This is a genomic window from Rheinheimera sp. 1928-s, assembly GCF_029269265.1.
Classification (GTDB): Bacteria; Pseudomonadota; Gammaproteobacteria; order Enterobacterales; family Alteromonadaceae; genus Pararheinheimera.
Map to the genome: position 1 here is coordinate 914,600 of NZ_JARIXP010000001.1, position 24,625 is coordinate 939,224.

General features: G+C 45.2%; 22 protein-coding genes. 9 read left to right on the top strand and 13 right to left on the bottom strand.

The window, feature by feature from the left end:
- Positions 1-164: 164 nt before the first annotated feature.
- The 3 genes from P3C17_RS04040 to P3C17_RS04050 are packed head-to-tail and all read right to left on the bottom strand — an operon-like array spanning position 165 to position 3,023.
- On the bottom strand, positions 165-896 hold the full coding sequence (locus tag P3C17_RS04040; RefSeq protein WP_300928219.1) for a LytTR family DNA-binding domain-containing protein: 732 nt from the start codon (positions 894-896) through the stop codon (positions 165-167).
- Entirely contained in the window at positions 883-1,968 is a 1,086-nt protein-coding gene (locus P3C17_RS04045; protein WP_300928220.1) for a histidine kinase, read from the bottom strand. Before P3C17_RS04045 ends, P3C17_RS04040 begins: the two co-directional genes overlap by 14 nt.
- Positions 1,965-3,023: a sensor histidine kinase gene (locus P3C17_RS04050; RefSeq protein WP_300928221.1), complete on the bottom strand. Its 1,059-nt coding sequence runs from the start codon at positions 3,021-3,023 to the stop codon at positions 1,965-1,967. The genes P3C17_RS04045 and P3C17_RS04050 overlap by 4 nt, the downstream gene beginning before the upstream one ends.
- A gap of 346 nt (positions 3,024-3,369) precedes the next feature.
- On the opposite strand from P3C17_RS04050, the gene P3C17_RS04055 reads away from it, so the two are divergent.
- Together P3C17_RS04055 and P3C17_RS04060 are read left to right on the top strand one after the other, a co-directional pair.
- Complete coding sequence (locus P3C17_RS04055; RefSeq protein WP_300928222.1) at positions 3,370-4,887, top strand: alanine/glycine:cation symporter family protein; 1,518 nt, start codon at positions 3,370-3,372, stop codon at positions 4,885-4,887.
- Positions 4,888-4,950: 63 nt separating this feature from the next.
- Positions 4,951-5,475: a GNAT family N-acetyltransferase gene (locus P3C17_RS04060; protein ID WP_300928223.1), complete on the top strand. Its 525-nt coding sequence runs from the start codon at positions 4,951-4,953 to the stop codon at positions 5,473-5,475.
- A gap of 22 nt (positions 5,476-5,497) precedes the next feature.
- On the opposite strand, the gene P3C17_RS04065 is transcribed toward P3C17_RS04060, so the two are convergent.
- Positions 5,498-6,673, bottom strand: a complete 1,176-nt coding sequence (locus tag P3C17_RS04065) for an MFS transporter (protein ID WP_300928224.1) — start codon at positions 6,671-6,673, stop codon at positions 5,498-5,500.
- A gap of 109 nt (positions 6,674-6,782) precedes the next feature.
- On the opposite strand from P3C17_RS04065, the gene P3C17_RS04070 reads away from it, so the two are divergent.
- From P3C17_RS04070 to P3C17_RS04080, 3 genes are all read left to right on the top strand, one after another.
- The gene (locus tag P3C17_RS04070; RefSeq protein ID WP_300928225.1) at positions 6,783-7,670 is read left to right on the top strand and encodes a LysR family transcriptional regulator; all 888 of its coding nucleotides are present in this window, start codon (positions 6,783-6,785) and stop codon (positions 7,668-7,670) included.
- Positions 7,671-8,056: 386 nt separating this feature from the next.
- Positions 8,057-9,070: a DUF2817 domain-containing protein gene (locus tag P3C17_RS04075; RefSeq protein WP_300928226.1), complete on the top strand. Its 1,014-nt coding sequence runs from the start codon at positions 8,057-8,059 to the stop codon at positions 9,068-9,070.
- Positions 9,061-9,873 (top strand): alpha/beta hydrolase, encoded by an 813-nt coding sequence (locus P3C17_RS04080; RefSeq protein ID WP_300928227.1) that lies wholly within the window; start codon positions 9,061-9,063, stop codon positions 9,871-9,873. Before P3C17_RS04075 ends, P3C17_RS04080 begins: the two co-directional genes overlap by 10 nt.
- On the opposite strand, the gene P3C17_RS04085 is transcribed toward P3C17_RS04080, so the two are convergent.
- The 3 genes from P3C17_RS04085 to P3C17_RS04095 all read right to left on the bottom strand — a co-directional run bounded on the left by P3C17_RS04085 (position 9,824) and on the right by P3C17_RS04095 (position 13,267).
- A complete protein-coding gene (locus P3C17_RS04085) occupies positions 9,824-10,501 on the bottom strand; it encodes a tRNA-uridine aminocarboxypropyltransferase (protein WP_300928228.1) in 678 nt (225 codons plus the stop codon). The two genes, P3C17_RS04080 and P3C17_RS04085, sit on opposite strands and share 50 nt — an antisense overlap.
- A 63-nt stretch (positions 10,502-10,564) precedes the next feature.
- Entirely contained in the window at positions 10,565-12,310 is a 1,746-nt protein-coding gene (gene aceK, locus P3C17_RS04090; protein WP_300928229.1) for a bifunctional isocitrate dehydrogenase kinase/phosphatase, read from the bottom strand.
- A gap of 54 nt (positions 12,311-12,364) precedes the next feature.
- Complete coding sequence (locus P3C17_RS04095; RefSeq protein WP_300928230.1) at positions 12,365-13,267, bottom strand: hypothetical protein; 903 nt, start codon at positions 13,265-13,267, stop codon at positions 12,365-12,367.
- A 139-nt stretch (positions 13,268-13,406) separates the two neighbouring features.
- Between P3C17_RS04095 and P3C17_RS04100 the strand changes: the two genes are divergently transcribed.
- From P3C17_RS04100 to P3C17_RS04110, 3 genes are all read left to right on the top strand, one after another.
- Positions 13,407-14,339: an alpha/beta hydrolase-fold protein gene (locus P3C17_RS04100; RefSeq protein ID WP_300928231.1), complete on the top strand. Its 933-nt coding sequence runs from the start codon at positions 13,407-13,409 to the stop codon at positions 14,337-14,339.
- A 91-nt stretch (positions 14,340-14,430) separates the two neighbouring features.
- A complete protein-coding gene (locus tag P3C17_RS04105) occupies positions 14,431-15,369 on the top strand; it encodes a stomatin-like protein (RefSeq protein ID WP_233079209.1) in 939 nt (312 codons plus the stop codon).
- Positions 15,370-15,389: 20 nt separating this feature from the next.
- The gene (locus P3C17_RS04110) at positions 15,390-15,863 is read left to right on the top strand and encodes a hypothetical protein (RefSeq protein ID WP_300928232.1); all 474 of its coding nucleotides are present in this window, start codon (positions 15,390-15,392) and stop codon (positions 15,861-15,863) included.
- 105 nt (positions 15,864-15,968) lie between these two features.
- Here the strand turns inward: P3C17_RS04110 and P3C17_RS04115 are convergent, their stop codons facing one another.
- Positions 15,969-18,512 (bottom strand): EAL domain-containing protein, encoded by a 2,544-nt coding sequence (locus P3C17_RS04115; RefSeq protein ID WP_300928233.1) that lies wholly within the window; start codon positions 18,510-18,512, stop codon positions 15,969-15,971.
- Positions 18,513-18,783: 271 nt separating this feature from the next.
- On the opposite strand from P3C17_RS04115, the gene P3C17_RS04120 reads away from it, so the two are divergent.
- The gene (locus tag P3C17_RS04120; protein ID WP_300928234.1) at positions 18,784-19,845 is read left to right on the top strand and encodes an alpha/beta hydrolase; all 1,062 of its coding nucleotides are present in this window, start codon (positions 18,784-18,786) and stop codon (positions 19,843-19,845) included.
- A gap of 9 nt (positions 19,846-19,854) precedes the next feature.
- Here P3C17_RS04120 and P3C17_RS04125 read toward each other — a convergent pair whose 3' ends face one another.
- The 5 genes from P3C17_RS04125 to P3C17_RS04145 all read right to left on the bottom strand — a co-directional run bounded on the left by P3C17_RS04125 (position 19,855) and on the right by P3C17_RS04145 (position 24,491).
- Positions 19,855-21,672: a DUF4105 domain-containing protein gene (locus tag P3C17_RS04125; protein ID WP_300928235.1), complete on the bottom strand. Its 1,818-nt coding sequence runs from the start codon at positions 21,670-21,672 to the stop codon at positions 19,855-19,857.
- 104 nt (positions 21,673-21,776) lie between these two features.
- Complete coding sequence (locus tag P3C17_RS04130) at positions 21,777-22,262, bottom strand: DUF3015 family protein (RefSeq protein WP_300928236.1); 486 nt, start codon at positions 22,260-22,262, stop codon at positions 21,777-21,779.
- A gap of 116 nt (positions 22,263-22,378) precedes the next feature.
- Positions 22,379-23,080 (bottom strand): cupin domain-containing protein, encoded by a 702-nt coding sequence (locus P3C17_RS04135; protein WP_300928237.1) that lies wholly within the window; start codon positions 23,078-23,080, stop codon positions 22,379-22,381.
- Between the two features lie 49 nt (positions 23,081-23,129).
- Entirely contained in the window at positions 23,130-23,393 is a 264-nt protein-coding gene (locus tag P3C17_RS04140) for a TIGR03643 family protein (protein WP_300928238.1), read from the bottom strand.
- Between the two features lie 69 nt (positions 23,394-23,462).
- On the bottom strand, positions 23,463-24,491 hold the full coding sequence (locus tag P3C17_RS04145) for a DUF2804 domain-containing protein (protein WP_300928239.1): 1,029 nt from the start codon (positions 24,489-24,491) through the stop codon (positions 23,463-23,465).
- Between the last annotated feature and the right edge of the window lie 134 nt (positions 24,492-24,625).

The following is a 24,625-nucleotide window of genomic DNA, read 5'->3' on the forward strand; positions in this document are numbered from 1 at the left end:
TATTTTGATGCCCAAAGCCTTTATTTTCCTGCCTTCTGTGACCAAAGGAATAGTAAAAGTGACCGGAGGTGACAGCTTACTTCTTGTTACTTTCTGCATAAAAAAGATACAAAAAAGCCCGCCAGTTTCTGAACTTTGGCAGGCTATTTTCCTACATGAAAATACTATCGGGCGGGCAATAACTGCGCAGACCAATCTGCTTTAAAACGTCTGGATGCAGCAACAGTCTGGCCATTGGAAAGTAACAGCTGATAGTCGTTATTGTGAGGTTGCACCTTATGCACATGATGCAAATTGACTATGGTGGATCGATGCACCTGAGCAAACTGATGAGGTAAACGTTGCATCAGCTCCTTAATGGTTTCGCGGATAATCAGGTTTTCACTTAAGGTGTATACACACATATAGTTTCCGGCAGCCTCAATCATCAGAATATCTACATCATCGAGCAGCAAGGTAGATGCACCGGTTTTAAACGTCAGTTTGCTTTGAGGTATGGCTGCTGGCATATCCTGTTGTTTATCCAAAGCTGTTTTGGCATCCAGCAGAGTTTGAGCCAGTCGCTGACGGGAAACAGGCTTGAGCAGGTAATCAAAAGCAAAATGCTCATAAGCTGAAAAGGCATAGTTGTCGTAGGCCGTCACCAGAATAATTAGAGGGGCTGCCATGGCTGAGGATTTATTCAGTTGCTTTAATACTTCAATGCCTTTAATTCCAGGCATTTGTATGTCTAAAAACACCAGATCCACAGCATTGCTTTGTAAATAAGCCAATACTTCATCCCCATTATCAAAACAGGCATCGATCTGAATATTGGGGTATGTGGCCAGTTTGGCTTTTAAATTACTGATGGCTAACGGCTCATCGTCGGCTATCACAGTTTTAATCTGCTGCATGCAGTAACTCCAGAGGTAAAGAGATTTGTCCGGTAAATTTATCCTGCTGCTGACTGAAGCTTAAACTGGCTTTGCCATGAAACAGCAAGGTCAGACGTTCTGCCAGATTATGCAGGCTGCCAAAACTGGCTTGTTGTGGCCAACCCGCAGCTAACTGAGTACCGGGGCCATTGTCAGATAGCTTTAACACTAAGATTGAAGACTGTTGGCTTACTTCGACATCGATACAGGCATGACCTTTAAGTTCAGACACCGCATACTTGATGGCATTTTCAGCCAAAGGTTGCAGTAAGAGTGGTGGAACTTTTTGTTGCATGGCTTCTTCGTCCAATTGCCAGTTTATTTTTAGCCGATCACCAAAACGAACCTGCTGGATAGCCAGATAAGAGGCTAAAGCGTCGAGCTCTTCTTTTAAAGGTATTAAATGTTCAGTATGGTTTTTCAGTGAGTGCCGCAAGAAGGTCGAAAGCTGCAGGATCAGATTTTCCGCATCAAGTCCTTTGTGTTGCACTATTAAGGAGTTCAACGCATTCAAAGTATTAAACATAAAGTGAGGGTTGAGCTGATACCGCAGTACTTTTAAACGGGCCATCCGGGCCTGACGGGCTAATTCCTGTTGCTGCCGGAATTCTGCTCTGTTCAACAGATTAGCTTTGTAGACTAAAAACAACGCAAACCAGCCAGCTATTGGCAATAGCACCAGATTAAAAGCCAAAGCATAACGCAGCAAAGAATCGGTTTCGGAAGGCATCAGGGCGTAATTCATCATCAGATGCTGACGCACAGGGGTTAATACCAGCCAGAGTGGAATCAGCCACCAGGCCAGTCGTAATGCCTGTTGTTTGATGCTGATATTCAGTGCCAGCTCTTTTTGCCCCAGATAACCTGTCACTACAAAGTTCACCAGGCTAATCAGAGTGTAAATCATCAGGTAAGGAAATACATCTCTGTTATCCAAAGGAACCAGCACGGCTAAATGAATAAATTTGATCAATAAATAACTTAGCCAGAACACTAAATGCCAGTACCAGAATCTTTCTTTGTTGACCTCAAATACAGCCATTGAACTCATGCAGTTGCCCCTTGTAACGGCAGCTGAATACAGACCAGAAAGCCCTGTTGTTTTGCTTGAACCACTAAGCTCGCTGCTGCGCCAAAATGTTGGTTCAGCCGGTTTTTAATATTGGTTAAACCTACACCTGAGCTTTGCCCCATTTGCTTCATGGCATGCTCTCCTGGGCCGTCGTCTTCAACTTGCAGGCAAAGCTGACCATTGTGCTGCTGTCCGGCAATAGTAATAGTTGCACCTTGTTGCTGGGTGGCCACCGCATACTTAATAGCGTTTTCTACCAGCGGTTGCAGCAACAACGCCGGGATCAAGTGCTGGCGAACATTCTGATCAATTTTCCAGTCGACTTTGAGTTTATTGCCAAAGCGGGTTTTTTGCAGGGCGAGGTAGGCTTCTATGGCGGCCAGCTCATCTGCCAGTTGCACCAGGCTGTCTGGTGAACTGCTTAACGAGTAGCGTAAAAAAGAAGCCAGTTGCTCAGACATCTGTTCGGCGTCCTCGAAACGTTCTGCTTCTATCAAAGCGCAGACCGAGTTCAGTGCATTAAAAGTAAAATGCGGATTTAATTGATGTCTTAGCGCCTGCAATTCAAGTTGTTGTATTTTCTGGCTTAAACGGGATGATTCGGCCAGACGGAAATGCCGTTGCTGGTTCAGAATGTAGGCCAGATAAAGTGCAGTCCAGACAAAAAATGCCAGTGTGTTGCTGTCCAGATTATTTAACAAGAAACGGGGATCAAAAGGTTCGTTTTTCATTAACAGCAGCCAGAACGCATTTTCCAGAGGCACATAAATACAAGTGAGTAACAAGGCTGTCACTACGAAGTGCCATATCGCAAAATTGTGTTGGTTAATTTTGTATTGAGACCAGAGCAGCAAAGCTCCGGTGACCACCATAGCCGCGGCATCACTGATAAAACTCATGCCCAGATAATGCAGTGCTTCCGATTTTTGCCAGATTAAAAAATCCAGCGTCCAGCTCAAAACACTGAAAGCAAAAATAATAAGCCAAAACAGGCAGTGGTAGCGCAGTAAAGGCTTGATTTGAAAACTAAACACTGGCTTGCTCCTGTGGCGGTTGTTGTAGCCAGTATAACCAAAGTCAGCATGAAATCGACAAGGGCTTTGGCTCACCGGACCTAAAGTTGTGACCAAAGGGTTTTGTCTGCTTGTGCCCGCATCGTCTTGATAGCTATTGTGCCAGATCCGATAAAATAACAATGGTCCTGTGCTTTTTGCTGCGGTATCTTGTTGCAGTTAAGTAAAGTGTTGATCAAAACGATCAGAACTGCGAATTAACGCAGAACTCTGGTCAACCAGCTTGCTACCTAGCTATTCCGTTTTTGATATGGCAAATTATGTGGCGTTTTAAAAGTTAAACTCAGAATAATTATAAGGAAGGGAAATGGAAGGCTTTATTAGTACGCTAAACGGCATCGTCTGGAGCCCCGCGCTGATTTACCTCTGCCTTGGTGCAGGCTTGTTCTACTCAATTCTTACCCGTTTTGCTCAGGTGCGTCATTTCAAAGAAATGTGCAAACTGATGTTGAATAACAGTGAATCCGACAAAGGTATTTCGTCATTCCAGGCTCTGGCTGTGTCTTTATCTGGCCGGGTTGGTGTAGGTAATATTGCGGGTGTAGCTGCTGCTATAGGTTTTGGCGGACCAGGGGCTGTGTTCTGGATGTGGATAGTGGCCTTTTTAGGTGCCAGTACCGCTTATGTCGAATCAACCTTAGGTCAGCTGTACAAAGTTGAAGAAAATGGCCAGTACCGTGGTGGTCCGGCGTATTACTTCGAACGTTGTCTGGGTTGGCGCTGGCTGGGTATCTTGTTTGCTATTTCCGCCATTATCGGCTGCGGTGTCTTTTTACCAGGTGTTCAGGCCAATGCGGTAGGTAACGCTATTACCCAAGTTTTTGGTGAAGGTACGGCAGTGGTTACCAGCTTTGGTGAAGTAGGAAGTAACAAGTTAATAGGGCTTGCTTTTATTCTGATCATTCTGGCTTTTATCATCTTCGGTGGTATTAAACGCATCGCTAACTTTACCCAAATTGTGGTGCCTTTTATGGCTCTGGGTTACATAGTGCTGGCGCTGATTGTTGTTTTCCTGAATCTGGACAGAGTGCCTGCAATTTTTGGTTTAATCTTTAGCGATGCATTTACTGCTCAGGCTGGTTTTGGTGCAGCTATAGGTTGGGGTGTGAAACGCGGTATTTATTCCAATGAAGCCGGCCAAGGCACTGGCCCTCATGCCGCAGCTGCGGCAGAAGTTGATCATCCGGCTCAGCAAGGTTTAGTGCAGGCTTTTTCGGTCTATGTGGATACTTTATTTGTCTGTACCGCAACGGCGTTAATGATTTTGATCACTGGGCAATACAACGTACAAACTGAAGACTTTAATGCGGTCACAGGTGCAGGCACTATGATCATGCAGAATATTGACGCATCCACAGTGGTTGCTTCACCTGCCTTTACTCAAATGGCTTTGCATAGTGTCTTTGGTCAGTTTGGTCAGGTGTTTGCAGGTCTGGCAATTTTCTTCTTCGCTTTTACCACTATTCTGGCGTACTACTACATCACAGAAACCAACGTGGCTTACTTAAACCGTATATTAAACAATAAATTGCCGAACCTGCTCTTTAAGTTAGTGCTGATGTTTATGGTGGCCTATGGCACTGTAAATAGTGCTGGTTATATCTGGAATATTGGCGATTTGGGTGTAGGTTTTATGGCATGGGTGAATGTCGTTGGCATCTTGGTTATTTTCTTTATGTACAAGCCGACCATGCGTTGCTTACGCGATTATGAAGAGCAGAAAAAGAACGGTGGTCCTGTTACTTTTGACCCGGTGAAGTTAGGTATTAAAAATGCTACTTTCTGGGAAAAACGCCTGGAACAACAGCAGAAAGATCAGAAGTAACAACTGATCACAGTGAAATAAGGAGCCATTTCGGCTCCTTATTTTTTAACTGAAAAGGAATTTATGTTGATTTGTAAAACCGAGCGTTTAACTTTACGTGAACTTCAGCTAAGTGATGCTGAATTTGCCTTACGTCTTTATAACGATCCCAGCTTTTTACAGCATATAGGTGATAAAGGTGTTCGTACTGTTGAAGATGCAGCACAGAATTTGCAACAAGGTGCGATTACCAGTTATGCACAGCATGGCTATGGTATGTGGCTGGTTGAACATCAGCGTGGGCAGGCCATAGGTTTATGTGGCCTGATTAAACGTGACTTTTTAGCAGAAACCGATTTAGGTTATGCCTATCTGCCAGAGTTTTTTGGTATGGGTTATGCCTATGAAGCTGCTGTGGCTGTATTGGCTTATGCCGCAGAACATACTGATTTAAACACTGTAGTCGCTATAGTGTCACCCGCCAATCTGGCTTCTAAGTCTTTATTGCTGAAACTGGGTTTTGAGCAGGATGGTCAGGTGCTGGTGCCGGATAAAAATGAAATGGTCGATTTTTACCGTATTCATTTAACGAAACAGCCTGACCTTTAAAAGCCAGGCTGTTTTTCATAGATCAGGCTGTCTGAGTACTCAGTTTCTGATCCAGTTTGCCACTGATATGAGTCAGTCCATAAGCAAGCAACACTATCAAGGCTCCTATCCAGGGGGTGTACATTAAACCAAACTGACTGACCACTAAACCTCCAGCCCAGGCACCAAAAGCAATGCCTAAGTTAAAGGCGGCTATATTCAGACCACTGGCTACATCCACTGCTTTAGGAGTGTAAATTTCGGCCTGACGTACTACATACAACTGCAAGCCCGGTACATTACCAAATGCCACAGCGCCCCATAACAACACAGTCAAAGCAGCCAAAATCGGATGAGGTGCGGTAAAGCTCAACAATAACAGCACGCCAGCCAATCCTAAAAAGATCACTTTAAGTGCTGCTATAGGGCCATTTTTGTCAGCCAGTTTGCCGCCCCAGATATTTCCTGCAGCCACAGATACACCATACAGCAGCATCAATAAGGCGATATGATCTGTGTCAAAACCTGATACGTCCTGCAATATGGCCGCAAGGTAAGTAAAGGCAATAAAACTGCCGCCATAACCCAGTGCTGTTTTGGCATAAACCATCAGCAACCGAGGTTCGGTCAGTACCTGCAATTGCTCAGCGAAAGTGGCAGACTTTTGCTGTGGTAAGTTGTTTGGCACCAGAATGGCTGAACCTATCATCGCAATAAAACCTAAAGCAGCGACTGCATAAAACACCGCCTGCCAGCCCAGATACTGACCAACAAAAGTACCCAAAGGCACACCTGTGACCRAAGCAACGGTTAGACCAGTAAACATTAAAGCTATAGCACTGGCGGCTTTTTCTTTAGGCACCAGACTGGTGGCTATAGTGGATCCTATAGAGAAAAACACGCCATGTGCCATACCTGTCAGCACACGAGCGAGCATCAACGAATAATAATCCGGTGCCATCGCCCCCAGCAGATTACCCAGAGTAAAAAGCGCCATCAGCCCTATTAACAGAGCCTTGCGGGGCATTTTGCTGCTCAGAGCTGTTAGCACCGGCGCGCCTATAGCAACACCTAAGGCATATAAACTGACCAGCAAGCCAGCTGAAGGTAAAGACACAGCCTGATCGGCAGCAATCACAGGTAATAAGCCCACTATGACAAATTCAGTGGTGCCTATGGCAAAGGCGCTTAAGGTTAAGGCCCATAAAGCGAGTGGCATAACAGTTCTCCGTTCATGATCAGGTGAATTAAAGTGGCGGCAGTGTGCTGGAATTTGTTATTGTGAAAAATAGTGTTAATGGCAAATGTTTGTTGCTTTAGGAGCAATAATGGCGGTTCATACTGAACAGTTAGATACTTTTGTCACAGTTGTGAAAACCGGCAGTTTTACTGCGGCTGCAGACCAGTTGGGTCAAGCTACTTCGGTGATCAGCCGCAGAGTGAAACAACTGGAGCAACGACTCGGCGTTGCTTTGTTGCTGCGCACCACCCGCAGTTTACGACTGACTTCTGAAGGTGAATGGTATTATCAGCAGGCCTGCAGCATTTTGCGGCAACTAAGTCAGGCTGATCATTTTTTAATGGACCGAAGCCACAAACCTGCTGGCAAGTTACGCATTGATTCGGCGACACCTTTTATTCTGCATCAACTGGTGCCGCTGGTTTCTGAGTTTCTGGCGCTTTATCCTGAAATTGAGCTGACACTGGATTCCTCAGAATCTTTTATCAATCTGATTGAAAAACGGGTCGACGTAGCAATTCGTTTTGGTGAACTGACAGACTCCAGCTTAAAGGCACGTAAATTAGGTTCAGGCTTCAGGCGTTTATTGGCTTCTCCAGAGTATCTGGCTAGCTTTGGCACACCAGACACCTTAGCTGATTTAGCCACACATCGCTGTATTGGCTTTAGTTCTGCTGAGAATTTAAACCGCTGGCCCATTCGGGATAAAGACGGTGAACTGTATAAAATCAGCGCCTATGTTTCGGCAGACAGCGGTGAAACTATTCGGCAACTGGCGTTGCATGGCAACGGTATTGCTTGCTTGTCGGGTTTTATGACGCAGGAAGATATCAGGGCAGGGCGCTTAGTACCAGTGCTGGAACATATACGTGAGCAGGTACTGATGCCTGTCTATGCAGTGTATTACAGTGAAGGAGAGGCGAACCCCAGAGTGCGTTGTTTTATTGATTTTTTGACTCAGAAGTTGGTGTTGTAGGGGGCTGTTGCTGATTTTGTTGTTTTAAATACTCTTCATAAGTTCCGCCCTGACGTTCAAGACATTGAGCTTTAACCTGAGCCGGAAGCTGATTGCACTGAGAACGATGATCTCGTTGCATTCTTTCATACCACCATTCATCTGAGTTCCTGGGGCTGTATGAACAGGCACTTTGCAACAGAACCAGCAGCAGTAATATGGCAAAACGCATAAAGAGTCTCCAGTTCAATGAGTGAATAAAAGTATGCATGGCTTAAGGGCTGATTACCAGAGTTTTGTCCCAGCGCTCTAAGGCCATTGCTGTCATTAAAAGTTCATCAAAAAAAGTAAAACGCCAGCCTTACAACCTTTTATTCTGTTGATAATTCAATTCATTGGCTTTGACTGTGCAAAACAAAAGACAACGTTCTCTGTTACCTGAACTGATCCGGCTGGAGGCGCTGATCGACACTTTACCTGCCACTGTAAAAGCCACAGAACTGGCACGCTTTCAAGCTGGCCTGCATTCATACCCCAGTTATCTAATTGAATTAGCCACTTTTGATGCGACTAAACCTACGCTGTTGTTAACGGGTGGTGTGCATGGGCTGGAGCGTATTGGCTCTGCAGTGCTGATTGCCTTTCTGGAAAGTTTGCTGCAAAGACTGGAATGGGATCATGGGTTACAGCATCAGTTAAGCCAGTTGAATGTTTTATTTTTACCTATGGTGAATCCTGTCGGTATGGCGACTCACAGACGCAGTAACGGCAATGGTGTGGACTTAATGCGTAACGCACCAGTGCACTGTGAAGAGAAAGCGGCGTTTTTAGTAGGAGGACAGCAGTATTCAGCTCGCCTACCCTGGTTCAGAGGCAACCCGGAACAACCCGAAGCTGAAAATCAGGTGTTGTTTGAGCTGGTGCGGCAAAAGTTATTTCAAAGCTCTTTTAGCATGGTGCTGGATTGTCACTCTGGTTTTGGTCAGGTCGACAGGATCTGGTTTCCTTATGCCAAAAGCCGTAAACCTCTGCCGCATTTAGCCGAACTCTACCGCTTACGCCAGCTGTTGTTTGACAGCTATCCGCATCAGGCATACCAGTTTGAACCTCAATCGCTGCATTATTTATGTCATGGCGATTTATGGGATTATTTGTACGACGAGTCGTTGCAGCACAGCACAGTGTTTTTACCTTTAACTCTGGAAATGGGGTCATGGAACTGGGTGCGCAAAAATCCCTTTCAGTTGTTATCCAGTTTAGGTTTGTTCCATCCGGTCAAACCGCACAGGGTAAAACGGGTACTGCGTACTCATTTAACCTTATTTCATTTTTTAATAGCAGCCACAGCGTCACACCAGCAGTGGCGGCGGGTGATGCATCCACGCATGCTCAGGCAAGAGGCAATGGAGCTATGGTACTGACTTATAGTACTGACCAGATGGAATTAACGACAGATCAAACCCCAGTGCTGCTGCTACGTGGTTTATTGCGCGAAAGCAGGCACTGGCTGGATTTTCCGGCCTTGTTAAGTGAAAAACTTCAGCGGCCGGTTTTGACGCTGGATTTACCCGGTTGTGGGGTGTTAAACCAACACCAGTCTGCTACTTCAGTGCCTGCATTACGGCAACAACTGCAACACCAATGGGCAGAGCGCTACCCACAATATCAGGGGCAGCCGCTTCATCTGGTGGCTATATCAATGGGTGGCATGCTGGCGCTGGATTGGGCGCTTGATGCGCCACAGCAGGTGAAGTCTCTGTCGATGATTAATAGCAGCAGTGCCGGTTTAAGTCCGTTTTGGCACAGACTGCAGATGCGTAATTACTTCAAAGTGCTGCTATCTGTGCTGGCAGGCCCGATACAACGCGAAGAGCTGATATGGCAAATGACAGTCAGTTCAACACTGCAGCCTGAGGTTTTAAAACAATGGCAGCAATGGGCCATAGAACACCCCGTCAGTCGCATCAATGCTTTACGTCAGCTTTGGGCCGCCAGTCGTTTTCGCTCTGAGCTCAGGCCGCTATGTCCGGTGTTTATTGTGTCTGGTCTGGCGGATCAACTGGTGTCGCCACAGTGCAGCGTAGCTTTAGCCAATCAACTCAATGCACCTTTACTGACACATCCTACTGCAGGCCATGACTTACCTCTGGATGCGACCCAGTGGCTGGTCAGCGTTATAGATCAAAATTTAAATGAGGTTTACCGGCAATATAATTGCGCCTGAAGGTAGTGAAATAACCAGCTAAATCTTCACTTGCCTGTTGATCTCCGGCCAACTCCAATACGGCAATGCCAACTTCAGCAGTACAAAGCTGATGCTCATGGGCGGCTTCGCGCAACTGATACAAGGAACTTTTTTCTGGTTGAATGCCAAGCACAGGAAAACCATCTAAATATGGGCTTTTGCTGAACATCTTTTTCGCTTCACGCCAGGTTCCATCCAGCATCACAAAAAGCGGAATTTTATCGCCAGTCTTGACCCCATCAATACAACGTTCAGCCGCCGCGTATTGCTGAGGGAATACCACTATCGGGGCGTAACGGGGATTTTCCAGCAGAGCCAAAAGCTCTGGGTCGGGTTGGGTTCTGTCCCATACAAAAGCAAAGTTTTCCGGCGCTACATCGGCAATTAAACGCCCTGTATTGGTGGGCTTATAGGCTTCGCCTTTGTACATAACAAAACAAAAGGCACTGCGGCTGGATGGTTTGGGTTTGGCTGCGCAAATACAATCCGGCACCGGCAATAAACACAAAGGGCAGCGAATAACACGGCTACCACGGGCATTAAATACCCGGACCGTTTTTTGTAATTCGCGCTCTCGCAGCGCCATCACTGAATTGATATGAGACACAAACCGGATCCTTTATTACCGCCAGACACCATGCCGAACGGGCGGCGGCATTGTACTTAAGCCTTAGTCTTTTGCATACTCTGCTTCATACAAAGCTTTAAAGCGCTGGCTTTGTGGATAAGGAAATACATCTTCCACTATGCCATCACGAATGCGCTGTTGTTTCTCCTGCCAGTAGCTTGCATCCATCAGTTCAGGATGGCTTTGAATTAACATCTGGCGGATATCATTTTGTGCTGTGACATAAGTGGTAATTTGTTCAGGGAATACGTCACCAGGACCCACCGAATACCAGGGCTCATTGCTTAACATATCATCGTAGTTATCGGTTTTTGGAATAGTGCGGAAATTGACATCCAGCAGGTACTGCACTTCGTCGTAATCATAAAAAATCACCCGGCCGTGGCGGGTGACACCAAAGTTTTTCAGCAGCATATCACCAGGGAAAATATTGGCGGCAATCATATCTTTCAGCGCCTGACCATAATCCGCCATCATCTTCGCTTTTTGCTCATAGCTTGCCTGCTCTAAATACAAGTTCAATGGCAGCATGCGTCTCTCAATATACAAGTGCTTGATAATGACTCTATCGTCTTCGATTTGCATAGAACCAGCTATGCTTTGTTGCAATTCTTCCAGTAGTTCAGGGCTGAATCTGCTGAGCGGCAGGGCAACGTCTGAGTATTCCATAGTGTCTGCCATACGGCCCACTCTGTCGTGTTTTTTCACCAGCAGATAACGTGCTTTGACGGTGTCGCGGCCAAATTCTTTGGTTGGGGCAAATTTGTCGCGGATCACTTTAAACACATAAGGGAAAGAGGGCAGGGTAAACACCATCATCACCATGCCCCTGATGCCTGGCGCTGCGACAAACTGATCGCTGGATTTATCCAGATGCGTCAGCAGTTCACGGTAAAACTCAGTTTTGCCTTGTTTATGCAGGCCAATGGATGAATAGAGTTCGGCCAGAGTTTTATGCGGCAGCAGCTCTTTCAGAAAATGCACCAAAGCCGAGGGTACCGTCATTTCCACCATAAAATAAGCGCGGGAAAAACCAAAAATAATGGTCATTTGTTGTGGATCTGTGATCAGCGTATCGACATAAATACCCTGATCTTCCTCATGCAGCAGTGGAATAATAAAAGGCTGCTGACCGTCTGGAGTCACCACCCTCCCCACAATGTAAGCGGCTTTGTTGCGGAAAAATAACGATTTTAAAATATCAAAGCGCACCAAGTGCACAGGGAAATGACCATGGCTGGACTGACCGATAAAAGTGCGGACCAGCAGGCGAATATCCCGCTCTAAATCCACAAAAGGCGCTTGCAAATGAAAGCTCGCAACAATAGCTCTGATACTTTGTTTTAAGCCATATTGGGCCGGAAAATAACTTTCATACACCGAAGCTATTGGAGCGGGCAGGCGTTGTTTGCTTAAGGTGGATTCGACAAAAATATTCTGATTATGAAAATACTTGCGCTCGTACAAACGGCAAAATACCGAGTTATAAAAGGTTTCAGCCAGTTCAGCCTGAGGATGAAATAACAAATACTGCTGATACTGTTGCTTCACCTGTTGCCATAAACAGTCATTTAATTCAGTACCTGTCAGTTTTTGCTGCAGTAAAGCCAGGGTTTCGCTCACCCGTAAATCGTAATAAGAAATACGTTCTGAGCTGATACGTTGCAATTCCAGCCAGTTCTTTTGGGCATAACTTTGCTGGGCCAAAGCAGTAATTTTTTGAAACAAGCTAAAATGGCGTCGAAAGCCTTTTAAAATAAGATCTGCTATTTCTGTAGCTTGCAGCATAACCACATTTCCTGAAGTACCTTCCTTCAGAAATAACTGAAATCCGACCAGATATCAATTGTTGTTGTTTTTAAAGTCGCTGCTTTGAAACCAGTATCTGCTGTTATTTACCGGAGTATCAGGGCTTAACAGTGGGTTTGTAATACTGATCCATTGCTCTGTGGTTTTATGTTGCAGCGGAAATACATGGCGCGTCAGCTGTTGCTGTTGCATATGTTCCAGCAGTTCGCCGTCATCGATCATTTGTTCCAGCCCTTGTTCAATCCATAAAGCCAAAGCTTCGTTATTTTTATGGGTAAAAAAGTAGATCGCAAAAGGGTAGTGCAGCATCAATGAGTCATAACGTATCAGTTCAGGGTATAAAGTGTGGCGTTGTTCCAGCTCAATCACCCCTTCGTGTATGCCGCGTGGAAAATAGTCACAACGTTTCGCCACCATTTGTTTAAAGATGTTTTCGTACACAGGAGCTTCTTCTACTTTTAAGCCTGAGTTTCGCATAATGTCGACATCTGGCCAAAAAGCCCCCTGACAAGCAGTGAATTGTTGCAGCTGTTGCACGCTGCGGATCGTATTAAATTTTGCGACTGAGTCTTTATGCAGAATAAATTTACGAAAGCCCATTAAGCCACGTTCCAGCGGAATTCGGATAGCACGGAATTCCTGTTCTTTTTTCAGATCTGTGCCGACCCAAAACACATCCAAAAATTCACTTTTATCCAGCTCGCGCAAAGCACGGCCCTGTTCCATCACAAAAGTGGTTTTGAGTTCTGGAACTGTGCGCCCGGCAGCAGCTTTGCTCAGCGCTTTTTTTAATAAGCTGGTGTAGTACTGATGATTGATATCAAATTCTGAGCGGGGTTTTGGGATCAGGATTTCTGCAGTGGATGCAGCCATCACAGGCGGGGATACAAAGCTCTGCAACATCAGCAGGCTGACAATGACCATATGCAACTTCATCCGCTTTATTCTCTCCTGACAAGCCCAATTTTTTAGGAGGGGAACTTGCAACCAGCTATCAGCAATCGTATTCAATGTTGCCTTTTGTGCTTTAACTATAAACTATAAGGCCTTGTGTTCTGGCTACGGCAGATTATATATGCGTTCTCTGATTTTGTGGTTCATTTTGTTTTGTCATCTGACACCTGTTCTTGCACTGGCTGGGCCAACGGTCAGCTCTGGCACAGTGCAGCGACTAAAGGATTTTCCTTCTGACTATGTCCCTGACCGAACTGTCGATATCTGGTTACCTGAAGGGTATTCAGCGGAAAAAAAACATGCGGTGATCTACATGCAGGACGGGCAAATGTTATTTGACGCCAGCAACACCTGGAATCAGCAGGAATGGCAGGTAGACGAAGTCGGTAGTCAACTGATAAAGAAAGGCCTGGTGCAGCCCTTTATTGTAGTGGCCATTCATAACGCTGTTGAAAAACGCCACAGTGAATATTTTCCACAGCGTCCTTTTACAATGCTCACTGCTGCGCAACAACAGCAGTTGTATCAGCTGGAATCTGCCTCTGGAAAGAAACTATTTGCGGAACCTGTGTATTCCGACCTGTATCTGAAGTTTCTGGTAACAGAGCTGAAACCTTATATAGAGCAGAATTTTTCGGTGTTCCAGAGCAAAGAGCACAACTTTGTGATGGGTTCCAGCATGGGCGGCCTTATTTCCTTGTATGCGCTACTTGAATACCCTGAGCAGTTTGGTGGTGTAGCCTGCTTGTCTACTCACTGGCCTGGCGTTTTTGCCATTGAGGATAATCCGGTGCCTGAGCAATTTTTGGCCTATCTGCAGCAAAAACTAACCACAGAAAAAGGAAGCCGGATTTATTTTGATTATGGCGATCAGACGTTAGATGCCTGGTATCCCCCCTTGCAGGCCAGAGTGGATCAATTGATGCGAGACAAAGGTTTTACTGCGAAAATGTGGCAAACACAGTTTTTCCCGGGAGAAAATCACTCAGAGCAAGCCTGGGCTAAACGCCTGGATCGGCCTTTTTTGTTTTTGCTACAAGGAGTAAAGCGATAATTGTTAGCAAATTGATGGTTAAACTTTAATTTACTGATAAATGCGGTAAGCTATAAGCCATATTTAATTAGTTCATTCTTAAGGACAAGTTATGCTCGAAACAAACTTAATTGTCACTGCAGCGCTGGTGCTGGCTGTGTTAATACTGATTGGCAAAACTGTCGTAATTTTGCCACAAAATATGGCCTACATTATTGAGCGTTTAGGCAAATATTATGAAACTCAAACCGCAGGTTTACAGTTTGTTATCCCTTTTATTGATCGTATTGCCTACAAGGTGTCATTAAAAGAAAGCGCTATTGATATTCCAAGCCAATCCGCCATCACCAAAGACAATATCAGCCTGACGATTGACGGTGTGTTGTATATCAAGGTGATGGAGCCTTACAAAGCTTCCTATGGTATTGATAACTATGTGTATGCAGTGATCCAGCTGGCACAAACATCGATGCGTTCTGAAATTGGTAAGCTGGATTTAGATAAAACCTTTGAAGAGCGTGACAGCCTGAACGTCAAAATTATCCATGCTATTAATCAGGCCTCGGCGGCCTGGGGCGTGCAGGTAATGCGTTATGAAATTAAAGATATTAATCCGCCGGCTTCTGTATTGGATGCGATGGAAAAACAAATGCGCGCTGAGCGGGAAAAACGCGCTTCTATTCTGGACTCCGAAGGTAAACGCCAGGCCGCTATCAATATAGCCGAAGGTGCCAAGCAAGCGACAGTGCTATCGGCTGAAGCCGAAAGGGAGCAGCAGGTATTAAAAGCTGAAGGTGAAGCCCTCTCTATTACCTTAGTGGCAGAAGCTAAAGCCAGAGCATTAACTATGATAGGTCAGGCCGCCGCTACTACTGAAGGTCAGGCTGCCGTGTTGCTGGATTTAGCCACAGAGGCCATTGCTGCGAAAAAAGCCATAGCCCGTGAATCTACAGTGGTACTGATGGATAACGATAAATCTTCAGCTGGAAACACAGTAGCTGAAGCTTTGGGTGTGGTGGCTGCGATTCAAAAATCCGGGGTTTTATCTTAAGGGCTATCTAAGGACTATCTATGGAACTGAATCTGTTATCTGGCTTGTTACTTCTGGCTTTGTTGTGTCTGGCCTTATTGCCTTTTGCTATTCCGGGTGTGCTTGAAGTTTTGCTGTCTTTGGCTATTGCAGCCTTTGTCAGTGCCGCCCTGATGTGGTTTGGTTGGTTGCCGGATGAGACCAGTCTGGTGCTGTTAAGCTTGGCTATGTTAACTGCTTTGTCGGCTGTGTTGCTGTGGAAACCTTTGCGGAAACTGCAAAAAACCGGCATTAGGTTGCAGGAAGACAGCGCTATTTCTGATTTTGTTGGTACAGAACTGGTGCTGACAGAACAAGCCCACAAAGACAGTGACAGCCATATTCAGTTTTGTGGTCTGGAATGGCGGGTCAGATTGGATCCGGAAGAAACGGCTTTGGTGGTTGACCCCGGCCAGACAGTAGTGATCAGTTCCGCTATGGTTGGGCTGTTGCTGGTAAAAAGCAAAACCAGCTGATGCTGTTGTATAGTCTGACTTAAAGCTGATGCAGAGGCTAACTTATACCAGCCCCTGCATCAGATGCTGCCACGGGGCTGAGCTTAGGGACTTAGCTTAGAGGCTTTAGCTTAATCTGAAACCTTGCCGCTCAAAATCAAGCAGCCACTGGCTAAAAGTAGCAAATGGCATAGGTTTAGCCAGCAAATAGCCCTGTACCGCATCAGCGCCTAAACGCCTTGCAAACTCCAGCTCTTTTAAGGTTTCAACCCCTTCAACCACAGTATAAAGCTGCAAGGATTTACCCAGCATCACCGCGTATCTTAATACTGTATCGTCATTTAATCGTACCGCCTGACACAGCAAGTCCCGATCAATTTTAAGTTCACCCAAAGGCAAACCTTGTAAGCGGGCTAAGGACGATTGCCCTACACCAAAATCATCTAATGAGATCCGAATATTAGAACGCTCCAATAATTTAAGAGCCTGTTCTGAGTCCTGGACTAAATCAACAAAAGCCGTTTCGGTCAGCTCCAGTTGCAATGGCACAGTGGAATAACTGGTGCTTTTCACGGCCTCTATCACCCGTGAAATCAAAGCTGCATTACGTAAATCCAGCGGGGATATATTCATCGATAACCGCAAGTTTGCGCCAGCATCCGCCAGTTGTTTTTGCAGGATCAAGGTTTTATCCAGCACCCACTCGGTAACCTGACTGATCATGCCGGTTTGTTCGGCCAAAGGTATAAAATCAGTTGGAGATATTTGGCCCATTTTTGGGTGATACCAGCGGATCAACAGTTCAGCAGCATGAATTTTCTGCTGTTTCATATCCAGTATCGGCTGCACATACAGTTCCAGTAAATCATCCTGCAGTGCAATATTAAGCTCTGACAATAAGTGGATATGCTCCAGGTTTTGTTCCAGATACAAAGGCTCATAAGGCAGGTAGTCGCCAGCTCTGTCGGCATGTTCTATGGCCGCTAAAGCTAAATCCAGCGTATCCGCAGCTTTGGCGCAATCAGCCGGATAGTGTACGGAGCTGTACACAGTGCCTAAATCCAGTTGCAGATTGTCCACTTTTAGCAAGGCATCCAGTTGGTGACGTAATTGTTCAAACTGCGAGCGGAAATCTGTTGGGGCAATCAGTACCGCATAACTGTCACGTTCCAGCGCAAACAAGCTGGGGTAGTGCGATTCTGTCTGGCGTTGTTGCTCGCCCCAGCGCTTGAGTATTTTACTAAAGCCAATGATGGTGTGATTGGCTTCCTCCACCCCTAAAGCCCGTTCAATCTGCCGAAAACGTTGATGCTCAATCATCACCAGATAAAAATCGCTGTTTCGTTGTTGATCCAGCTCTTCCAGCCTGTTCAGCAGCGCCTGTTTATTCGGTAAATCAGAGATATGATCTTTCAGTGCCTGTGCCAGCGCTTTTTGCTGAATACTTTGAATATGCTGTTGCTGATCAAGAATTTGCTGCTGGAAGGCAATTTTTTTATTTTTTTCCAGATACAAATTTTGCAGCATCGCAAACACAAAAAACAGCGCAGCTAAGGCATTGCCTATTTCCATGGCTGAATTGGTAAGAACTACCGCGGGAAGGTAACCTTTGCTGCGCAGTATCATCATAGCGACACCTGTCAGCATGGTCAGTAATGCCATGGAAAGAAACAGAGCATTGGTATGGCGTTTATGCAGTAACCAGAAACTGGCAAGCAGCATCAAACCGCCTGTCAGAGCAGTCAGCTCTACCCCTATTTTTTTTAACCAATACGCGCCCAGCCAAGGGCTGGCCAGAAGTAACAAAACAGCAAAAACTCTGATCAACTGAAAAGGCCACATTAACCAGTTGTGGGTCAGGGTGTTGCGGAAAAACGACAACATAAAGGCTGATGCAAGCAAAGATCCCAGCACAGCGCCATATTCAATGACCAGGTTATAGTCCGGTGAGTTTGGCCAGACGTAGGCGAACAACAGGCCGTTAAGCTCCAGCTGGATCAATACAACAGTTAAAAACATGCCGGAAAAAGCCAAAAAATAGCCATGACGATAAATCAGATAAAGTCCGGCTGAAAGTGCAATCAGACACAAAAAAATACCGCTGAACAGGCTTTGAATAAACACTGACAGATGTTCCTGTTGCTCCATTTCCACCATGCTGCTGCGCTGCAGCGGTAACATATTGGCACCCTGATTGGTCACTTTGGCAAAAAGCCATAAGTCTTCACTACTGGCAGGCAATGGAATAACAAAGTTCAGCGTGGGTAAAGGCCGCAGGCTATAGAGTTGCTGATCTCCGAGCTGATAACTCTGCAACAGGTTTAATTGTTGATCCACGACATAAAGCTCAAGTTTATCTAAAAAGGGCGCAAGCACAGACAGAGCTGTTTCTGTGTTGTTGGCAGCAAGCCTGGTTTTATACCAGTACGAACTCTGCTGATAACCCAGGCTGGCGATGGAGCTTGGCAGCAGTTGCCATTGATCGGCGGGCTGGAACATTAACTGCTGTAATTCTGAGGTTTGTTCAGTAACAGGAAAATAATGCAGTGTATTCAGTGGCTTTAATATGTGTTGTGGAACCAGGTGAACCAGCAGCAATGCGATGAGCAGCAGTCCACATAAGGTCAGAAAAAACAAAGTGTGGAACAAAGGGTTTTGGCGGAGGGTCATAACAGCTCAGACAGAATATACCTGATCTAACCTTAGCTGGCAGAATGGCAGATGCAACGCGCAAATTGACAAATCTACTAAATTTTCCACAGGTAAAAACTTTGTTCGAGTTTATTGAACAGCCTTATCAATTTTTATTGCTTTTTAATTGAGCAACTAAGGCTGATACTGTGCGCCACAGATTGATTGCAAGGTACAGATCCTTCTCCACTTCTGTCCGTATTATTTCAGGTAGCCAACTGCTGTCAGATTATTAGTAAAGAGGATGTTTATGCGAACCATTACCGGGATCAAAGCTGCAGGCTTAGCTGCATTAACAGGTATTTTGCTGCTGTCTTTAAGCGGCTGTTCGCAAAAGCAAGCCTTAACCTCAGTGGCCTGGCAGCAGCAATTGAATTTGCCTTCAGTATTGCATTCAGTTGAAGTGGCACAAAGCTTATCGCTGAATATCGACGAAATCAGTTTTGACTGGATGGATCAAAGCAGAGAGCGGATAGTACCTGCTTTACTGTTTAAACCTGCCCATCAGAAAAAAGCCAAAGCCTTAATCGTATTTTCCCATGGTTTAGGCGGCTCAAAAGAGCGTTACGCCTATTTGGGCCAGTATTGGGCTAGTCAGGGATATGCCAGTTTGCATGTGCAGCATGACGGTAGCGACCGAAAAGTATGGCGTGGCAACCGGCTGATGTTACCTTTTCGTTTAATGGATGCAGCGGATGCAAGCGAAGCTTTGGCCAGAGTGCAGGATGTGAAGTTTGCTTTGGATAAAATGCTGGCCTCTGACTATGCAGCAGATTTTGATCATCAAAATATTCTGATGGCAGGCCATTCCTATGGCGCTAATACCTCAATGTTGTTAAGTGGCGCTCAAGTGGAGCAAAACGGCGAATTAGTTAGCCTGAAAGATGACAGAATTAAAGCTGCTATTTTAATTTCAGCCCCGCCTTTTTATAACGATCAACCACTGGATCAGGTGCTGGCAGAAGTGACTATCCCCACTTTACATATCACCACCACTGAAGATGAAATTAAGGTACCGGGTTATTATTCATCTCCTGCAGACAGATTTGAGCTGTATTACGCTATGGCCAGCAGCTACAAAGTACTGGCGGTGTTCAGTTCAGGCAGTCACAACATTTTTTCAGGCTGGCGCCGCGATTCTGATACAGCGCCTCAGCAACAAGTGATTAAAGCTGCTACTCAGGCTTTATCCAGTGCCTTTATCGAACAAGTCACCACGGGAGATGGCCGTGCTATGGGCTTGTGGGCGCAACAACATCAAGCTGTGTTATCTGATTTCATTCGCTCAGATTTAGTGGCTGTGGTGAATTAAGAGTTGAATTTACCAATAGTAACCAAAAGAGAGGCCTACTTCGGTCTCTTTTTGCGTCTCCAGACTCAAGCGCAGATCCCAGTTTTTATGCTGGCCAAATCGGTTTAACCATTTGCTGCTAACAAACTTCTGTTGATGATCAGAAACATAATATCTGTATCCAAATTCCAATTGGCTGCGCCACCAGGGCGTAATATCAGTCACCAAACCTATTCTTGGTTCTGTGGAAACAACGCCTGTATTAAAACGATCCTGATGCAAACGGCCATCCAGCATAAAATACCAAAGTCCTGCATGCCCTTTAGCTGCTTTTCCTATGCCAGCATTGAATTGCAGGCTCTGACAATACCAGCAGCTTAAATTTTCTGGTTTATAAGCAAGATTCATTTTCCAGGCATATCCGCCGTCTGCTGGCAGTCCTGTCACGGACAAATTCATGTTTTCGATATGAAGTAGATCAAAACTATGCAAGTCCAGTTTGCCACCTTGCCAGCGTAACTTTAGATCAAACATAGATAATGCAGAGTAGGGGACTCTGGCTGTATCGCTAGTTAGCATATCGTAATAGGTAGCTCTGAACCTGAGTTGCAATGCAGCCTGCTGCTGATGGCTAACCGCACTGATTTGCAACAGAGAAGGTAAATGGCTTTGATGAGGTGCAGCCTGAGTCGTATGTTTTGTTTTTTCTGTAGCAGCGGGTAAGGCCAGGCGCGCCTTTAGCAGCTTACGTTTAGCTTGATCCGAGTAGAGTTCGTGTTTGCTGATCCGTAAAAACTCAAGATAATCAAACAGTAGCTCTAATACTTTTATTTTTTGCTTTGCAGGCAATTGCCGATAATCCTGCAATTCAGTGCTAAATCCATGTTGCACCATCGCAGCCACCAGCTCTTTTGTTGATTGTGGTAACTCAAGATAAGCCTGATGGAATCTTTGCTGTCTGGACGGATGTTGAATCACCTCGCTGACCAGAGGGAGTTCTTGCTGTTTTACCTCGGCGAGCTGATGGAAAATGGATACTGGCATAGCCCAAGGCTGGTTTTTATCAATGAGTTCAGCATTGATCACCAGTTCCAGTAATTCAGCCATACGAAATGCACAATTTTGTTTGAGAAAAAAGTACTGGTAGTTACGGCCTATAAGCTCCCAGGCATGCAAACTTAGGCTTCTGACTTGTTCTGGCTGAAGATCGAGTTTGTACTCCCACAGATCACGCAGTTCAGCTTCACCGTAACTTTGTATGTTCAAATAGAATAAACCGTGTGAAAACATCGCATCGTAACCACCAAACAAGCCTTTACCTATGTAAATCAGCGGGTTTTCCTGCTCGGGTACAGCAGCACCAAAGTTTAGGCTTTGCTGCTGAAGAATATTTTTTGTTTCAGATGAGCTATTAAACTTCAATAAAATGTGACCATAAAAAGAGGCTGGATTGCCCAGATAACCGCTGGCAAATACAGCACTGACAGAACTTACTTGCTCCTGATCTGTCCATTGTTCTAAAAGTGGACACTGAATTTGTGGAACTTTAGCCAATAGTTCTGGTAATTGTGTTTTTAACCATTGAAAGCGTGCCGGGAAGCGGCATTGGCTATGAGAGTTTGAGTCCTCACCTGAAGAGATGAAAAAGCTCTTTAAGCTGGCTTCAAGTTCGGCTTTGGCGGTTTTTTCTGTAGATGTTGACAGGAAAAAAGCAGGGTCGATGATTTCGCTGCTTGCAGTTGCTGTTGGCATATGCAGCAAGGCTAACCAATATTTCTGTGAGCTAAGTTCAGTGAGTTTTTTTTGTGTTGGCCAGACTTCATTGGCTTGGAGAGCTTCAGATACCAAACAAGATATCAGCAGTAAAAAAACATAAAATATGGAGCAGCGCATAGTAAGCCATAAAAATGAAGACCCGCTATGGAGCGGGTCTGAACAGCTGAAACAATAAGTTAAATCAATTTACACTGGGCAGCAAATTCACCTGATACTTTAGCATCGAGTTGCAGGTAGTAAGCTTCTGCTTTTGCGGTTTTCTCTTCGATATCCAGATCTAAATCTGTACGCACTTGATCAATAATAGCTGGATGAGCTTCAGCTTCACAGCCCATCATATTCAGCATAGCCGTTAAATGATCGCCACGACCTGTGACAGTTTCTTCTTCAATAGTCACTATAGTGTCATTGATAAACTGTGCTGCCGCGACACGGCTGCCTTTACAAGAACTATCAGAAGATATATTAGATGAAACCGCTGTAGTACCTAAGTCCCAAATGATGTTTGATATTGCAGCAGCTGTGCCGTTGTCATCAAAAATCATCGCGCCAATACCACAATGTTTCCATGGGTTGATCGAACCAGATTGAGCCTGAACTGAAGGAGTTGTGACTAAAGACAGCAGCACTGCAGAAGTTGCAGCAACCAAAATTAACTTCATAAAATCTCCGTATTTTAATAATTTATTACGCCTCAAAGCGCAGACAGAAATTACGATATCCTTAGGAGCAGGTCAATGGAATGTTGTTTTTTCTATGTTTTTTTTTAATTAAAAGTTTAATTTGCAGATGTTCTTATCGCATCCCCCAATAATTCAGCGCCTAAATGCCCCACTTTGACATAAATCAGTGCGCCTTCAGCACCAGTGAATGGCTGGTGTTTGCTCCAGCGTGGGCTGCGTAACCAGCTGCCTTTTGGATAACTGCCAAATTCGTCCTGAAACACACCTTCGAGTACATAAATTTCTTCACCCCCTGCATGCACATGAGGCTGGAATCTGGTGTTGGGTGCCCAGCGTACTAAGGCTGTGTTGATGCCATCAAACTGATGCAAAGGTAACACCTGTAAGCCAGGTACTAAACCAGGCAGCCAGTGCTGCTGTTCTGGTCGGATACACAGCTGCTCTGTGTCGCCTTGGCTGAATTGCCACAGTTTGACCAGTAATAAGCAACCCTCTTTGGAAAAAGGGGCATGTGAAGTGCCGGGTGGGTTACGTAAGTAAGTACCAACTGGGTAATCGCCGTATTCATCAGAAAAAGTACCGTCAAGCACAAGAATTTCTTCACCACCACCATGTTGATGATTGGCAAACTGACTGCCTGGTAAATAACGCACTATGCTGGTGGCTTTGGCTACTTCTGCGCCTATTCTGTCCAAAGGTCTTCTGTGAATATCTTTGGCAGGCGACTCGTACCAAAGCCCCTGCTCTGGCGTTTGCACTATGCGCTGATTGAAATCAGTATTTATTTCGGCGCTCATTTGAGTCCAGGGTAATAAGGTCATTGTGTTGATTTATCTCTTGTATTGACTATCTCTTGTATTGCGTAGGACAGTAGCCACGGTTAATTTCTGGCGATCGCAGCTTTAAATGTTTGGTGGTGCGCCCTGTGGTGCGTTTACGCCATAACTCAAAGCTGCTGCGTCTTAGCTCTTTACGCATAAGCTCAATCAACTGGTGCTGGTTTAAGCCATACAAATCCTCTATGGCTTCAAAAGGTGTTCTATCTTCCCATGCCATTTCAATAATGCGGGATAAGTCTTCAGGGCTATATTCAGTATTAAAAGTACTCACGCTATTGTTACTTCTGCTATCCGTCAGATATGTTAAATACGTTGCTTCGGGTTAACCGGACCAATAGGATTACCACTTGGCATAATGATCTTCTGCCAAGCCTTTTACAGCATTCAGTTGTAGTTTTGTGCCGTTTTTAAGTACAATAAAGCCCGTGTAAAGCCCAACATACTGACGGAAATTGCTGGCCAGTAAGCCGATATTGACCTTTTCCTGACGGCAATACAAAGGCGTAAATTCAAGCTGAACTTCTCCGCAGAGACTGCTGACTTGCCAGGGTTTTTTATCGTCTTTGCGATCAAAGACAAAAGTGGCTGGGCTTAAATGCTGGATTTGGCCATCAAACCAGAGTGCATTTTCACAAAGCCCTGTTTCGTTGACACCTGCTGCCATATTCAAACCAAAAGCTTTACCTTCGACTACGGCGTTGATACTGGCCCAGCGCCAGCTGGTTTGGCGGCGCATAAAACCTGCTGAAAAATCATAACCCGCTAAAGCCTGAGTTAAATCTAGTGTTTTGTCATGAAGTTCAACTGTACCAGATACCATCAAAGCGTTAGATTTTTCGGTGTAAGTAAAGCCGTTGTAGCCTGTCGGCGCACATAAAGCTAAAGGCATTTGGCTGGCTTTTTCTATGGTTAAACTGGCCTTTAATTCTTTGGTATCAATGTTTAATTGCCAGTTTGTTGCATTGGTTTTTATTGCGACTTTATAAGCTCCAAACTGTTGTTTGGCTTCGCCAGCTGAAGGGGAGTTACTCATTTGGCAACCTAAAGCGCCTGGCAATAACAGTCCTTTGCTGACAGCAAGGTTAGTATCAAAGCTATACAAATAAGCAAAACCTGAATTGGCATAACGAATATCGGCAATAGCCACAGCCAGCAACCAGTCTGCGCCTGTGACACAAATAAACTGAAACTGCTTGTAGTGAAAATAACGGGTTAGTGCGATGGCTTTGTTATCCATCAGGTTCTGATAAATAAAATCCTGCAGATTAAAATCCGGAATTGAGCCGTCGAATAAGCCAAAAGCTGGCTGGCCATTGCTTTGGATCAGTTGTGGTGGTGCTTTTGTCAGGAGTGGCTGGTAGTTGTTCATCGCAGTTTTTTATTGTTGTTTTGTTTTACTCTAACTGAAGTGAGGGTGGAGCTGGCAATAGTTTTTCGTTTTAGGCAGGGATAAAAACAAAAAGGGCATCAGTTTTAGCTGATGCCCTCGTTTTCAAAAATATT